Annotated in this window: 13 protein-coding genes; 4 read left to right on the top strand and 9 right to left on the bottom strand. The window is 66.1% G+C overall.

Annotated elements, in window-relative coordinates; translation table 11 throughout:
• Nucleotides 1-59: 59 nt before the first annotated feature.
• Nucleotides 60-1,658: an APC family permease gene (locus AC5LXX_RS02215; RefSeq protein ID WP_493410353.1), complete on the bottom strand. Its 1,599-nt coding sequence runs from the start codon at nucleotides 1,656-1,658 to the stop codon at nucleotides 60-62.
• A gap of 420 nt (nucleotides 1,659-2,078) precedes the next feature.
• Here AC5LXX_RS02215 and AC5LXX_RS02210 point away from each other — a divergent pair, with 420 nt between their 5' ends.
• On the top strand, nucleotides 2,079-2,282 hold the full coding sequence (locus AC5LXX_RS02210) for a cold-shock protein (RefSeq protein ID WP_006477070.1): 204 nt from the start codon (nucleotides 2,079-2,081) through the stop codon (nucleotides 2,280-2,282).
• Nucleotides 2,283-2,384: 102 nt separating this feature from the next.
• Here AC5LXX_RS02210 and AC5LXX_RS02205 read toward each other — a convergent pair whose 3' ends face one another.
• The 3 genes from AC5LXX_RS02205 to AC5LXX_RS02195 all read right to left on the bottom strand — a co-directional run bounded on the left by AC5LXX_RS02205 (nucleotide 2,385) and on the right by AC5LXX_RS02195 (nucleotide 5,871).
• Nucleotides 2,385-3,635, bottom strand: coding sequence for an Hsp70 family protein (locus AC5LXX_RS02205; protein ID WP_493410352.1), 1,251 nt, complete (start codon nucleotides 3,633-3,635; stop codon nucleotides 2,385-2,387).
• 189 nt (nucleotides 3,636-3,824) lie between these two features.
• The gene (locus AC5LXX_RS02200) at nucleotides 3,825-4,430 is read right to left on the bottom strand and encodes a nitroreductase family protein (protein WP_493410351.1); all 606 of its coding nucleotides are present in this window, start codon (nucleotides 4,428-4,430) and stop codon (nucleotides 3,825-3,827) included.
• Between the two features lie 157 nt (nucleotides 4,431-4,587).
• Nucleotides 4,588-5,871 (bottom strand): MFS transporter, encoded by a 1,284-nt coding sequence (locus AC5LXX_RS02195; RefSeq protein ID WP_493410350.1) that lies wholly within the window; start codon nucleotides 5,869-5,871, stop codon nucleotides 4,588-4,590.
• 220 nt (nucleotides 5,872-6,091) lie between these two features.
• Between AC5LXX_RS02195 and AC5LXX_RS02190 the strand changes: the two genes are divergently transcribed.
• Together AC5LXX_RS02190 and AC5LXX_RS02185 are read left to right on the top strand one after the other, a co-directional pair.
• Nucleotides 6,092-6,712: a TetR/AcrR family transcriptional regulator gene (locus tag AC5LXX_RS02190; RefSeq protein ID WP_493410349.1), complete on the top strand. Its 621-nt coding sequence runs from the start codon at nucleotides 6,092-6,094 to the stop codon at nucleotides 6,710-6,712.
• 76 nt (nucleotides 6,713-6,788) lie between these two features.
• Nucleotides 6,789-7,361, top strand: a complete 573-nt coding sequence (locus AC5LXX_RS02185; RefSeq protein WP_124453212.1) for a DUF1415 domain-containing protein — start codon at nucleotides 6,789-6,791, stop codon at nucleotides 7,359-7,361.
• Between the two features lie 68 nt (nucleotides 7,362-7,429).
• Here AC5LXX_RS02185 and AC5LXX_RS02180 read toward each other — a convergent pair whose 3' ends face one another.
• The 5 genes from AC5LXX_RS02180 to AC5LXX_RS02160 form a co-directional block, all read right to left on the bottom strand.
• A complete protein-coding gene (locus AC5LXX_RS02180) occupies nucleotides 7,430-8,320 on the bottom strand; it encodes a class I SAM-dependent methyltransferase (protein WP_493410348.1) in 891 nt (296 codons plus the stop codon).
• Nucleotides 8,321-8,415: 95 nt separating this feature from the next.
• Nucleotides 8,416-9,549 (bottom strand): methyltransferase, encoded by a 1,134-nt coding sequence (locus tag AC5LXX_RS02175; RefSeq protein WP_493410347.1) that lies wholly within the window; start codon nucleotides 9,547-9,549, stop codon nucleotides 8,416-8,418.
• Nucleotides 9,550-9,687: 138 nt separating this feature from the next.
• Nucleotides 9,688-10,020, bottom strand: a complete 333-nt coding sequence (locus AC5LXX_RS02170) for a YegP family protein (protein WP_493402193.1) — start codon at nucleotides 10,018-10,020, stop codon at nucleotides 9,688-9,690.
• Nucleotides 10,021-10,173: 153 nt separating this feature from the next.
• On the bottom strand, nucleotides 10,174-10,668 hold the full coding sequence (locus AC5LXX_RS02165; RefSeq protein WP_493410346.1) for an LEA/WHy family protein: 495 nt from the start codon (nucleotides 10,666-10,668) through the stop codon (nucleotides 10,174-10,176).
• Between the two features lie 415 nt (nucleotides 10,669-11,083).
• Entirely contained in the window at nucleotides 11,084-11,311 is a 228-nt protein-coding gene (locus AC5LXX_RS02160) for a hypothetical protein (RefSeq protein WP_493410345.1), read from the bottom strand.
• Here AC5LXX_RS02160 and AC5LXX_RS02155 point away from each other — a divergent pair.
• Nucleotides 11,310-13,478, top strand: a complete 2,169-nt coding sequence (locus AC5LXX_RS02155) for a M1 family metallopeptidase (RefSeq protein WP_493410344.1) — start codon at nucleotides 11,310-11,312, stop codon at nucleotides 13,476-13,478. The genes AC5LXX_RS02160 and AC5LXX_RS02155 overlap by 2 nt on opposite strands.
• Nucleotides 13,479-13,505 lie beyond the last annotated feature (27 nt).

Here is a 13,505-nt window from a genome sequence, read left to right as displayed (position 1 = left end):
TCGGACGGGCTTTTTTTCGCCGCATCCTGCCGCCGCCGAATCCGGCGACAGGTCAGGCGTCAGACACCGACCCCTTCGAGGATCTCGTCGTGCGACTCGCGCTCGTCGAGATACTGGGTCCGGTAGCCCGTATTCACACCCCAGAAGTAGAACACCAGCGAGATCGCCGCGACGATCAGCATGTCCCAGCCGTACGGCAGGTAGCCGTGACCGCCGAATTCCTTGCTGCCGATCAGCGACAGCACGGCCATCGTCGGCAGGTACGCGACCAGCCACCATGCGGCCTTCAGGTCGGCGCCCCAGCCGGTCCAGCCCGATTTCGCCTGGAAGTAGAAGTACACCGGCAGCGCGACGATCATCAGCAGGATGATTTCGCCCGTCAGCGGCCACTTCGCCCAGTACAGGATCAGCGATGCGCACACGAATGCGAACGGGGCGATCAGCTTCATCAGCGGAATCGACAACGGACGCTCGATGTCGGTCGCGGAGCGGCGCAGCGCCATCAGGCTGATCGGACCGGTCAGGTACGAGATCACCGTGGCAACCGAGATCACCGCCGCGAGCGAGCTCCAGCCGCGGAAGAAGAACAGGAAGATGAACGACACGAGCAGGTTGAACCACATCGCCTGGCGCGGCACGCCGTAGATCGGGTGCACGTTGCCGAACATCTTCGGCATCGTGTTGTTGCGCTCCATCGCGTAGATCATGCGGGTGGTCGTCGCCATGTAGGTCGTCCCGGTGCCGCTCGGGCTGATGAACGCGTCGACGTACAGCAGGATCGCCAGCCAGTTCAGGTTCAGCGCGATCGCGAGTTCCGCGAACGGCGACGAGAAGTTGAAGTGCGCCCAGCCCTTCGCGACGTCGGCCGGATTCACCGAACCGATGTAGGCCATCTGCAGCAGCACGTAGATCACGAGTGCGAGCAGGATCGACGTGATCACCGCGAACGGCACGCTGCGCGACGGGTTGCGCGCTTCACCGGCCAGGTTCACCGGGCTCTGGAAGCCGTTGAACGCGAACACGATGCCGCTCGTCGCGACCGCGGTCAGCACGGCCGACCAGCCGTACGGCGCGAAGCTCGCATTGGAGGCGGTGCCGAGGTTTTCCGGATGGAAGCTCGTCAGCATCAGGCCGAGGATCGTGAGGCCGGGGATTAGGAACTTGAAGATCGTGATCGCCGTGTTCGCCCGCGCGAACGCCTTGACGCCCCAGTAGTTCAGCATGAAGTAGATGACGACCAGCACGGCCGACAGCAGCAGGCCGAGTGTCTGCAACTCGCCGTTCACGAACAATGCATGCGCCCACGGATACGGCCATGTACTCATGTACTGGATCGACGCTTCGGCCTCGATCGGAATCACGGATACGATCGCGATCCAGTTGGCCCATGCGCTGATGAAGCCCACCAGCGAACCGTGCGAGTAGCGTGCGTAACGCACCATGCCGCCCGACTCGGGGAACATTGCACCCAGCTCCGCGTACGTCAGGGCAATCGCGAGAATCACGACAGCACCGATGATCCATGCGCAGATCGCCGCCGGACCGGCGATCTTCGCGGCCTTCCAGGCACCGAACAGCCAGCCCGAGCCGATAATCGAACCCAGCCCCGTCAGCATCAATGCAAACGGGCCGATGTTCCGTTGAATAGAACTCTTCACATCCTCTCCTATGTCTCAAAAAGCATGGTCGGCCTGCGGTCCGGGATCGGCTCGGACAGCACCGCGCACGCATTCTTGGGGGGACGGGTCATCCGATCGGGGCAACCCGTCCGCGCGGCGCGTAGTTTAACGGTTGCACCTCCGGCGTGGCGCCAAAATCGATCGACCCCTACAAAAAATTCGCATCGCTTGCAAGCTTTGTAAACCTGATCTCCGCAATAACCCTGAGAGCATGGAAATACGGTTGACCATCAGACCGATTAGCCGTATAAAGGACTTCGCAGGATTTCAAGTGGCGAGTGAATTGGTTCTTTCGTAGTTCGCCCATCAACGGTACTCCGGTTGGTCCTATTACCCCTTCCTTGATTTTCCGCACCCCATGGGCTTCGGCCCCGTTTTATCTTTTTAGGAACAAGTAACATGGCAACCGGTACCGTCAAGTGGTTCAATGACGCAAAGGGCTTCGGCTTCATCACCCCGGAAGGCGGCGGCGACGATCTGTTCGCGCACTTCTCGGAAATCCGCGTCGAAGGCTTCAAGACGCTGCAAGAAAACCAGAAGGTTGAATTCGAAGTGAAGACGGGCCCGAAGGGTCTGCAAGCTGCGAACATCCGTCCGGTCTAAGCTTGGCGCGATAATTCGTGAAAAAAAGCCCCGCTTCGGCGGGGCTTTTTGTTTTTGGGCGCCGAAGCGGCATGGCGGCTATGCCAACCCGCCAATTGCCATTCAGCCGAACAATCGCTGCGCGTGAATGCCGAGGCCCGTCGCGACACTCGCGAGACGGTCGCCGAATACCGGCTGCGCATCCGGGAATGCGCCCGCGAGCGCGCCCGACAGGAACGCGAGCCCGGTCGAGCCGCCGGTGAAATACAGCGCGCCGACGTCGCGCGGCGCCACGCCCGCGAGCCGCACCGTCTCGCGCGCGGCGTCGACGATCCGCGAGGTGTCGTCGCGGCTCGCATCGACGAGGCGATCGGCGTCGAATGCGATCAGCAGGTCTTCTTCCACGTCGTTCAGGTTGATCATCGTCTCCCCGCCCGCCGCCACACCGATCTTCGCTTCTTCCGCGCGCGCCATCAGCGCATGCCCGAGCCGCTGCTCGACCACGCTCGTGAGCCGGTCGTACTGCCGCACGTCCTGGTACAGGTGCTTCATCAGCTTCAGCTCGCCGATCCGCTTCGGCGTGTAGACCGTGTTGATCAGGTGCCAGGTCGCGAGATCGAAGTAGATCTTGTTCGGCAGCTCGCGCCCTTCCGGGTCGAGCGAACGGTAGCCGAAGGCGGGCAGGATCGCTGCCAGCTCGACACGCCGGTCGTAGTCGGTGCCCGCGACGTGCACGCCGTGGTGCGCCAGCACGTCGTCCTTGCGCTCGAGCCGCGCCATCCGCTCGGGCCCGACGCGCACCAGCGAGAAGTCGGACGTGCCGCCGCCGATGTCGGCGACGAGCACGAGGCGCTCGGCCTGCTGGCGCGATTCGTAGTCGAACGCGGCGGCGATCGGTTCGTACTGGAAGTGAACGTCCGCGAAGCCGACCGATCGCGCGGCCGCCTCGAGCTGATCCTGCGCGAGGCGGTCGGCGCGCGGATCGTCGTCGACGAAGAACACCGGCCGGCCGAGCACCGCGCGGCCGATCGGCGCGCCCGCGCGCGCTTCGGCCTTGCGCTTCAGGTGCGTCAGGAAGCGCGCGATGATTTCGGTGTACGCGATCGCGCTGCCGTCGCCGAGATCGGTCGTCGTTTCCGCGAGCGGCGAGCCGAGGATGCTCTTCATCGAGCGCATCAGCCGGCCGTCGAAACCGTCGATATAGGAAGCCAGCGCCGCACGGCCGTATTCGACCGTCGCTTCGTCGTTGTTGAAGAAGATGGCGGTGGGCAGCGTCTGGTGGTCGCCCTCGACGGGCGCGAGGCGCATGCCGTCGCCGTCGGGCAGCGCCACGGCGGAATTGGACGTGCCGAAATCGATCGCGCAGTAAGTCATGGGAAGTTGCCGCAGCAGGGCCGGCGCGAAAACGGAAAGGACGGGCTTTTTAACATGAAGCCCGCGGGATCACAACCGGGGCTGGCCACCGGTACCGCTCAACGGGTGCCGATGGCAACGGCGCGGTGCGCCGCGCCGCGGACACGCGCGAACGGGGTGCACGAGGATGCGGCCCGCCCGCTTGCGTGGTCAGGCTGCCGCGTCGAAGCTCTTCTTCCACGCGCCCGCATACACGACTTCGCCGATCGCCTGGCGCGTGCGCGGCGCCTTTTCGCGATCGCGCAGCACGGGGTCGAGCTTGTCGACGTTGCCGTAATGGCCGAGCGAGATGATCGACAGGATCGCGACATCGGCCGGAATCGCGAACGCGTCGCGAAACGCCTTCGTGTCGAAACCGCTCATCTGGTGGGCGGCGAGGCCGAGCGCATGCGCCTGCAGCACCAGCGACATCGCGGCGGCACCGGCGTCGTACGACGCGGTCGGTGCCGGCTCGCCCTTCGCCGTGAGCGTGTGGGCGGTCACCGCGATCAGCACGGGCGCCGGCGCATTCCAGCCCTGGTTGAACGGCACCAGCGTCGCGAACGCGCGCTTGAACGCGTCTTCGTCCTGTGCGCGATCGAATACGATGAAACGCCACGGCTGCGCGTTGTACGCGGACGGCGCCCAGCGCGCGGCTTCGAGCACCGCGTGCAGGTCGCCGGCACTGACGGGCTCGTCCGAATAGGCGCGCGGGCTCCAGCGGCCCGCGATCAGATCGTGAATCGAAACAGTGGTGGGAGCAGGTTTGACGGACATGCGGTTCCTCGCTGACATCGATGAAGGGGCGCGAACGCCCGGCGAACCGCAAGCATACCCGCTTGAGCGGCTGCGCGCCCGATCCTGCCGCGCTATGCAAATCTCCCTGCCTGCATAGGCCGGCCGCAGGCTGCGCGGCCGGCCGCGTTCACCGAGATCAGGCCGCCTGCGCGGCTGCGCGTGACGGGCCGCGGTTGATCCGCAGCACGATCAGCGCACCGACGATGCACAGCCCGCCCGAGATCATCGACGCGATCGTGTAGGTGCCGAGGCTCGCGCGCAGCAGCCCGGCGCCGAGCGCCGCGAACGCCGCGCCGAGCTGGTGGCCGGCGACGATCCAGCCGAACACGACCGGCGCCGCGGCCTTGCCGAACACGTCGGTCGCGAGCCGCACGGTCGGCGGCACGGTCGCGATCCAGTCGAGGCCGTAGAACATCGCGAACAGCGGCAGCCCGAAGAAATCGATCCCGAACGCATGCGGCAGGTAGATCAGCGACAGCCCGCGCAGCCCGTAGTACCAGAACAGCAGCACGCGGTTGTCGTAGCGGTCGGACAACCAGCCCGACAGCGTCGTGCCGAAAAGGTCGAACACGCCCATCGCCGCGAGCAGCGACGCGCCCTGCACTTCGCTCATCCCGTAGTCGCTGCACATCGCGATCAGGTGTGTGCCGACATAGCCGTTGGTGCTCGCGCCGCAGATGAAGAAGCTGAAGAACAGCAGCCAGAAGTCGCGCGAACGGCTCGCCATCAGCAGCGTGCGGAACGCGACCGCGAGCGGGTTCTCCTTCGACGCGGCGGGCGCGGCCGGCGCATCGGCCGGTTCGCCGTACGGGCGCAGCTGCACGTCGGCCGGCCGCTCGGGCAGCAGGAAGGCGACCAGCGGAATCACGATCGCGGCCGCCACCGCGACGACCAGCACGACCGGCCGCCAGCCGTGGCGCTGCGCGATCGCCGCAAGCATCGGCAGGAACACGAGCTGGCCGGTGGCCGTGCTGGCGGTCAGGATCCCCATCACGAGGCCGCGCCGCGCATGGAACCAGCGCGTGACGAACGTCGCGGACAGCGTCAGTGCGACGACGCCCGTCGAGCAGCCGACCATCAGGCCCCAGATCACGACCATCTGCCAGCTCTGCGTCATCATCGACGACAGCGCGACACCGGCGCTCATCGTCACGAGCGCGGTGAGGATCGTCGGGCGCAGCCCGAAGCGCTGCATCGCCGCGGCCGCAAACGGGCCCGTCAGGCCGTACAGTGCGATATTCACCGAGATCGCCAGCGAAATCGCCGCCCGGCTCCAGCCGAGCTCGCGCTCGAGCGGCACCATCAGCACGCTCGGCGTCGCGCGCGTGCCGGCTGCCGCCAACAGGATCAGGAATACCACCGCCGCCGCGAGCCATCCGTAGTGGAAGCGCCCGCCGATTCGTGTCACTGCCCAGTTCATCTTCGCGTTCTCCAGTTGGCGGTTCCGGCGCCATCGCGCCCGCCCCGCCCCAACCAGGCCACCTCCGCCGCACATTTCAACATCGGCTGACCCGGGCCGACGCTTGGCATTTGTCTGTCGATCCGGCCGCGATTGTTACCGACCGGTCACAAGTGTGTTGCGATCGTAGTGACCAGTCGGTAACATGTCAAGCCATTCCACTATGCAGCCGAGGGTCATCATGTCGGGCATCGAGATCGCCAAACCGCCGGCGCGCCGCACGCGCCGGCCGATCGACGGCGCCACCGCGCAGGAGCACCTGCTGCGCGCCGCCGAGGAGCTGTTTTACAGGGAAGGCGTCCGCACCGTCGGCGTCGAGGCGGTGGTGGAGCGCGCGGGCGTCAACAAGATGAGCCTGTACCGCCAGTTTTCGTCGAAGGACGAGCTGATTCTCGCGTATCTGGAACGGATGGACGCGTGCTTCTTCGAGCGCCTCGACACGAGCGCCGCGAAGCACCCCGGCCAGCCGAAGGCGCAGCTGATCCAGTATTTCGTCGATCTAGCCGAGCGCGCGACGCAGAAGGACTATCGCGGCTGCCCGTTCGTCAACGTCGCCGCCGAATTCCCGGATGCGTCGCACCCGGCGCGCGAGCGCGTCGCGCAGAACAAGGAACAGTTGATGAACCGGCTCGTCGCGCTGTGCGAAGGCGCCGGTGCGCGGCAGCCGAAGGCGCTGGCCGACGCGCTCGCGTTGATCGTCGAAGGCATCTACGCGGCGAGCCAGACGTACCGGCACGGCGAAACGCCGATCGGCACGGCGCCCGCGCTCGTCACGCAGCTGATCGAAGCCGCGTGCGCTTGACGACGCGCATCCGCCCGAGCCCGGCGGGCCCGCTACAATGCGGCCCTCGCCGCTCTTCCGCCCGACTGGTTTCACGATGACCGACACCCGCCCCGAATCGCACGACGACATCCTCGCCGCCACGCGGCACTGGCTCGCGCGCGCGGTGATCGGGCTCAACCTGTGCCCGTTCGCGAAAAGCGTCTATGTGAAGGAACAGGTGCGCTACGCGATCAGCGACGCGACGACGCTGGAAGACGCGCTCGCCGAACTCGAGACCGAGCTGCGCGCGCTCGAGGCGGCGGACCCGCAGCAGGTCGATACGACGCTCGTGATCTACCCGCATGCGTTCGCCGATTTCGTCGACTACAACGACGCGCTGTTCTTTGCCGAGCGGCTCGTGCAGCAATTGCGGCTCGACGGCGTGCTGCAGATTGCGAGCTTCCACCCGCAATACCGATTCGAAGGCAGCGAGCCCGACGACATCGAGAACTACACGAACCGCGCGCCGTACCCGATCCTGCACCTGCTGCGCGAAGACAGCATCGCGCGCGCGGTCGACGCGTTCCCGGACGCGTCCGCGATCTACGAAAGGAATCAGGAAACGCTGCGCCGCCTCGGCCACGACGGCTGGCGCGAATGGATGCGCCGGCCGGGCGACGACGTCTGACACGGCGTGTCACGTGCGCCGTGCAACGGGAGCGTGCAACTTGCGGCGTGCGCCGCGTGGGCTGCGCGTCAGCCTTCGGCCGGCTCGACGGCTTCGCCGCCTGCCGCCGCGGCTTCCGCCACGAAGAAGCGCTCGTTCAGTTCGGCCAGGCCGAACATGCCGAGGATCTCGTTCAGCCGCTCGCCGGGGCGCCGGCGCGGCAGGTTCTTGTACTGCGCGATGATCAGCTCGTTCTTCATCGAATGCTCCCAGCCGACCAGCTCGGTCACGCTGACCTGGTAGCCGTGCGCTTCGAGTTGCAGGCAGCGCAGCACGTTGGTGATCTGGCTGCCGAATTCACGCGTATGCAGCGGATGCCGCCACACCTCGGTCAACGCGTTCGCGAGCGACTTGCCCTTGTTCTTGCGCAGCACGCCCGCGACTTCCGCCTGGCAGCACGGCACGAGCACGATGTGCTGCGCACGCTTCGCGAGCGCGAAGCGGATCGCGTCGTCGGTCGCCGTGTCGCACGCGTGCAGCGCGGTGACAACGTCGACGGTTTCGGGCAACTGCGGCGACGTGATCGAATCGGCGACCGACAGGTTCAGGAACGACATGCCGCCGAACCCGAGGCGGGCGGCCAGCTCGGCCGAGCGCGTGACGAGCTCCTCGCGCGTCTCGATCCCGTACACGTGCGACGCGAACGCCGGCGTGCCGTGCCCCGGCTGCTGCTTGAAGAATAGGTCGTACAGGATGAAGCCGAGGTATGACTTGCCGGCGCCGTGATCGACGAGCGTCACACTGCCTTTGTCGGCCTGCACGCCGGCGAGCAGCGGCTCGATGAACTGGAACAGGTGATAGACCTGCTTCAGCTTGCGGCGGCTGTCCTGGTTCAGCTTCCCGTCGCGGGTGAGGATGTGCAGTTCCTTCAGCAGTTCGACGGACTGCTCCGGGCGGATTTCGTGGGTCTTGTTCGACATCGTGATGCGGCGCCGGGCCACGGTCGGTCGACCACGGCCCGGCGGCGGGAATTCGTGAGGAATGGCGACAGTTTACCGAAAATGCGCGGCCAGGCTCAGACGCGCGCGCCGAGCCGCCACAGCGACGTGACTTCGGCCTGGCGCGCCGCATGCAGCGGATCGTCGGCGTCCGTCGACTTCGGATGCGCGGGGCGGATGTCGTCGCGGCCGCGCACGACGAGGCCCGCCTCGTCGATCCATTGCAGCAGCGTCTCCCGCGACCGCAGGCCGAGATGCTCGGCGAAATCGGACAGGATCAGCCAGCCTTCGCCGCCCGGCTCGAGGTGCGCGGCGAGCCCCGCGAGGAAGCCGCGCAGCATGCGGCTGTCGGGGTCGTAGACCGCGTATTCGATCGGCGCGCTCGGCCGGGCCGGCACCCACGGCGGGTTGCAGACGACGAGCGGCGCACGTCCGGCCGGAAACAGGTCGGCTTCGACGACGTCGACCTGGCCGGCATGGCCGAGCCGCGCGACGTTCTCGCGCGCGCAGGCCAGCGCACGCGGATCCTGGTCGGTCGCGACGATGCGCTCGACGCCGCGCGACGCCAGCACGGCCGCCAGCACGCCGGTGCCGGTGCCGATGTCGAACGCGAGCGACGTGGCCGGCAGCGGCGCGCGCGCGACGAGGTCGACGTATTCGCCGCGCACCGGCGAGAACACGCCGTAGTGCGGGTGGATCGGCGCGCCGCCGAGCGCCGGGATCGGTACGCCCTTCTTGCGCCACTCGTGTGCGCCGACGAGACCGAGCAGTTCGCGCAGCGACACGACCGACGGCACGCCGCCGGGGCCGTACGCCTCCTCGCAGGCGGCACGCACGTCGGGCGCACGGCGCAGCGGGATCGTGTAGTCGGCGTCGAGCGGAATCAGCAGCATCCCGAGCGTGCGGGCGCGCTGCGACTGCGCGAGACGATGCAGGTTGAATGCGTCGACGCCGGCCGCGGCTTTCGCCTTCTTCGGCTTGCGCTCGACACGGCGCGCCATCGCCTGCACGAGCTGGCGCGCATTCTGGAAGTCGCCCTGCCAGACGAGCGCGGTGCCCTCGCACGCAAGGCGGTAGGCCGCGTCGGCAGTGAGGCGATCGTCGGCGGGCACCGCGCGCTTCGGCGGTTGCACGCCGGCTTCGGAGCGCCAGCGCACGGCATGATCGGCGCCGTCGGCGTCGGTCCAGTGGAAAACAGGGGAATCGGTCACACGAACTCGGTTACGGTTGACTTCAACGGCGGCGGGAATTCACCGCGCGGACCACACCATACCGCGCTTTGCCCGACCCGGCAAAACGGGCGCCGCGGCGCCTGCCCGAAGGCGCGTTCGCCGCGGCGCAATCGTCAATCAGGCGAGATCGAACGTTTCCGCAACGGGCGCATCGCGCTTGACGGCCGCGATGCCGTTCTCGCGCGCCTGCACGCTGCTGTACGTTTCGCTTGTGCCGATGATCTGGTGGTTGGCCGCCTTCAGATTGAACATGGGCTCGCCGTTGCGGGCGAGCTTGCGCTCGTAGCGCTCGTCGAGCGGCGCATTTTCCCGCACGGACGCGATCCCGTTTCTCGCGCCGCTTTTCTCCTCGTACCGCTCGCTCGCGAGGATGATCTCGCCGTTCCCCGACTTCAGGTGGAAGTAGTACTGACCGTTCGTGGCCTTCATGAGCTCGAATTTTGCCGCCATGGATTTCCCCTAAAAGAATGTCCGACCCTCGGACATCGGCAAGTGTAGGGGCCGCGCTGACAAAAATCGACATGCCACGGAGATGAGTGTTGAAGACCGTCAAATGGTGAATTTTGTTCACATTTGACCGACATTGAATCATGACCCAAGACGCTACCCGCCCCACCCCGGCATGGCAGGCATGCGCAGCGTTCCCGCGTCGTTGAAGTGCACGGTGCCGAGCACGCCGCCCGCGAGCCGGCCGCGCAGCGCATACGGCAGTTCGCCGTTCGCGGCCGCGCCGGGAAGGTTCCACGCCTGCCGCGCGGCGGCGAAAGCCGATACCGAAACGGGCACGTCGAGCATGGCCTCGCCGAAACGCGGCACGGTGCCCGCGCGATCGCTGACGCCGCTCGCGAACGGCGTGCCGTTCAGGTCGAGCGCGACCGCGATGCCGTCGTAGTCGATCGGCGCATCGTTCGGATTCTGCACGCGCAACTTCAGGTTGAAGCGCATCTCGAGCCCCTGCCCGACGAGCGGATCGAGCCCGGCCACCGACACGCTCAGCGGCGCACGCGTCAGCCCCGCGCAACCGCCGAGCAGCAGCACGGCGGCGAACAACATCGGCATGGCGCGCAGCGGCGCGAAACGGAACAGGGTACGTGGCATGGAAGGGCCTCCTCGCGGCGATCGGTGAACGGGTCTTCGATGCATTGTACCGAGCGTGCCGCGCCACGCCGGATTTCGTAGTTTCTGCGGCAACGCAAGATCGTTAATAGATTAAAACTACGAAATCATCAGCTGAACGGAAGCGCATTAATGACTTCCAGCATTCAATGAAGCGCGCAGAAATCAATAGATGCTCTTTCTAAATTTTTCGTTTCCTTTACCCAAAACCATCAAGTATATTTACGCATCCTTGGAGCAAGCCGACAAACCTTGAAGCCGCATGACGGCGAATTTACGGAACGGCAACACGCCTTCCTTCCGTCCTGCGGACTGGCCCGGCCAGCCCCGTAGGTCGTCGGTTCAAAGGGATTGCGCGCCCACGCCGGGCGTGCGGCCCCGTGTCGTGCGCGCGAAATCAATTCAGTACAACACGCGCTCGGCCATTTTGAACCGGCCAGTTAACCAATATCCGGAAATCCAGAGGGGGCAGTAAACCATGATTACCTTCACGTAGTCGGCCGCCGCTTTTTTCGAATAATCCGTCATTGCCATTTTTTCGCTGTTGATTAACGGCGAGGGGATTGCTTTGCCCGGCGTTTTCGCAGCACTGAACGATTCTTTCCACAATCGAGGTTTCAGTCATGTCGATCCATATTCGCAAGATGCGTTATCTGCCGCTCGTCGCCGCACTGGCACTCGCCGGGTGCGGCGGCGACGACGGCGGTGCGGGCTCCGCTTCCGCGCTCAGCTCCGCCGGCGCGCCGCATTCGGGCTCGTCGCCCGCCGTCACCGCGCCGCCGAGCGCATCCAACGTCGACAAGAGCGTGTCGCCTGTCGAGTTGCCGGACACCGTGGTGCCCGTGAACTACCGGCTGTGGTTCCGCCCGAACGAAGCGCTGAACGCGTTCGACGGCCGCGCCGACGTCGAAATCAAGGTGTTGAAGCCGGTCAACAACATCGTGATCGCCGGCCACCGGATCAAGTTCACGAACGGCCGCATCACGCTGCAGCCGGGCAACATCCAGCTGATCGCGACGCCGCAGGACAAGGGCGACTTCTACCAGCTGCGCCCCGTGAGCGGCTCGATCTCGCCGGGCAACTATTCGCTGCACATGGAATGGTCGGGCATCATCAACTTCAAGTCGTACGACGATCCGGCCACGCAGACGGGCGGCAGCTGCGGCGACGATCCGTATCCGGGCTGCTCGGCCGCGGAAGGCGTGTTCCGCGTCGACCTGAAGGGCACCGACGGCAAGACGAGCGGCGCGATCCTGACGCAGGGCGAAACCAACCTGTCGCGCCAGTGGTTCCCAGGCTGGGACGAACCGGCCTTCCGCCCGACCTATGAAGTGACGGCCGAGGTGCCGCAGAACTGGCGCGTCGTGTCGAACGCGGCCGAGAAGCCGTCGACCAACGTCGGCGGCGGCTACAAGCTCGTGCAGTTCGAGAAGACCCCGCCGATGCCGTCGTACCTGCTGTTCTTCGGCGGCGGCCTGTTCGACACGTACGAGGACGACTTCACGAGCCCGCTGCCGGGCGGCAAGGGCGGCCTGCACCTGCGCGTGTTCACGCCGCCGGGCATGAGCGACTGGGCGAAGCCGGCGATGGACCGCACCAAGCAGGCGCTCGACTTCTACTACCGCTACACCGGCATCGCGCTGCCGCTGACGAAGTTCGACACGGTGGCCGCGAACGACGCGTTCAAGGATCAGAAGGACCTGAACTTCGGCGGGATGGAGAACTGGGGCTCGATTCTCGAGTTCGCCGACGACATCCTGCCGCAGCCGGGCCAGCCGATGTCGCACTACGGCAACGAGGTGCTGACGCACGAAGTCGCGCACCAGTGGTTCGGCGATCTCGTCACGGCCGACTGGTGGGACAACGTCTGGCTCAACGAGTCGTTCGCGACGTTCTTCGAGACGAAGACGACGATCCAGTTCTTCCCCAACGAGTTCAGCTGGCTCGACCAGGTGAAGAACAAGTACCGCGTGATCAATCGTGACATCGGCCCGAACGCGTTCCCGGTCGCGCCGAACTTCAACGGCTGGGCGTCGAACGACTTCGTGCTGAGCGCCAGCGCGTTCACGTACGACAAGGGCGGCCACGTGCTGAAGACGCTCGAGAACTATCTCGGCGAGCAGACATTGCGCCGCGGCCTGCAGCAGTACCTGGTCGACTACTCGTTCGGCAACGGTACGCCGAAGCGCCTGTGGGATGCGCTGTCGAAGGAAAGCGGCCAGTCGATCGGCGCGATCGGCGACAGCTACGTGCGCCAGACCGGCGTGCCGCTGATTTCGCTCGACACGCAATGCGACCTGACGAAGAACCAGACGGTCGTCACGCTGAAACAGCAGCCGTTCCCGAACAAGAACGCGTATCCGGGCGTGCAGTGGACGGTGCCGATCACGCTCGCGTACGGCCAGGGTCTCGCGAAACGCACGACGCTCGCGCTGAAGGACACCCAGACGCAGACGCGGATCGACGGCTGCACGGGCGTGGTCGCCGACCCGAGCGGTCTCGACTACTACGTCGTGAACTACAGCGACGCGGCCTGGAGCGGGCTGCTCACGCAGGTCAACGGCTCGACCGATCCGGTGCTGCTGGCGAACCTGAAGAGCGAAGCCGCGCTGCTCGTCGCGAACAACCTCGCGCCGGCCTCGCGCTCGACGTCGATCGGCTCGGTCGCTTCGCCGGCCGCGATGAAGCTGCGCCAGACGCCGACCTTCGGCGGCGTCGAGCTGACGACGAAGGAACGCCCGGCACTGCACTACCAGGGCGTCTTCAAGCCGCGCAAGGTAGTGACGCAGTAACGGTGCGCAGCCGGCCGGCGCCGCGCA

This window comes from Burkholderia torrens (genome assembly GCF_984668525.1).
The sequence above is the reverse complement of the archived record's forward strand: the minus strand, read 5'-3'. Positions and strand labels throughout refer to the sequence as shown.

What these genes read in the sequence shown, in the direction of transcription:
- AC5LXX_RS02210 (WP_006477070.1), top strand. Translation starts at nt 2,079, where the DNA reads ATGGCAACCGGTACCGTCAAGTGGTTCAATGACGCAAAGGGCTTCGGC.
- AC5LXX_RS02205 (WP_493410352.1), bottom strand. Translation starts at nt 3,635, where the DNA reads ATGACTTACTGCGCGATCGATTTCGGCACGTCCAATTCCGCCGTGGCG.
- AC5LXX_RS02200 (WP_493410351.1), bottom strand. Translation starts at nt 4,430, where the DNA reads ATGTCCGTCAAACCTGCTCCCACCACTGTTTCGATTCACGATCTGATC.
- AC5LXX_RS02195 (WP_493410350.1), bottom strand. Translation starts at nt 5,871, where the DNA reads ATGAACTGGGCAGTGACACGAATCGGCGGGCGCTTCCACTACGGATGG.
- AC5LXX_RS02190 (WP_493410349.1), top strand. Translation starts at nt 6,092, where the DNA reads ATGTCGGGCATCGAGATCGCCAAACCGCCGGCGCGCCGCACGCGCCGG.
- AC5LXX_RS02185 (WP_124453212.1), top strand. Translation starts at nt 6,789, where the DNA reads ATGACCGACACCCGCCCCGAATCGCACGACGACATCCTCGCCGCCACG.
- AC5LXX_RS02180 (WP_493410348.1), bottom strand. Translation starts at nt 8,320, where the DNA reads ATGTCGAACAAGACCCACGAAATCCGCCCGGAGCAGTCCGTCGAACTG.
- AC5LXX_RS02170 (WP_493402193.1), bottom strand. Translation starts at nt 10,020, where the DNA reads ATGGCGGCAAAATTCGAGCTCATGAAGGCCACGAACGGTCAGTACTAC.
- AC5LXX_RS02165 (WP_493410346.1), bottom strand. Translation starts at nt 10,668, where the DNA reads ATGCCACGTACCCTGTTCCGTTTCGCGCCGCTGCGCGCCATGCCGATG.
- AC5LXX_RS02155 (WP_493410344.1), top strand. Translation starts at nt 11,310, where the DNA reads ATGTCGATCCATATTCGCAAGATGCGTTATCTGCCGCTCGTCGCCGCA.
- AC5LXX_RS02160 (WP_493410345.1), bottom strand. Translation starts at nt 11,311, where the DNA reads ATGACTGAAACCTCGATTGTGGAAAGAATCGTTCAGTGCTGCGAAAAC.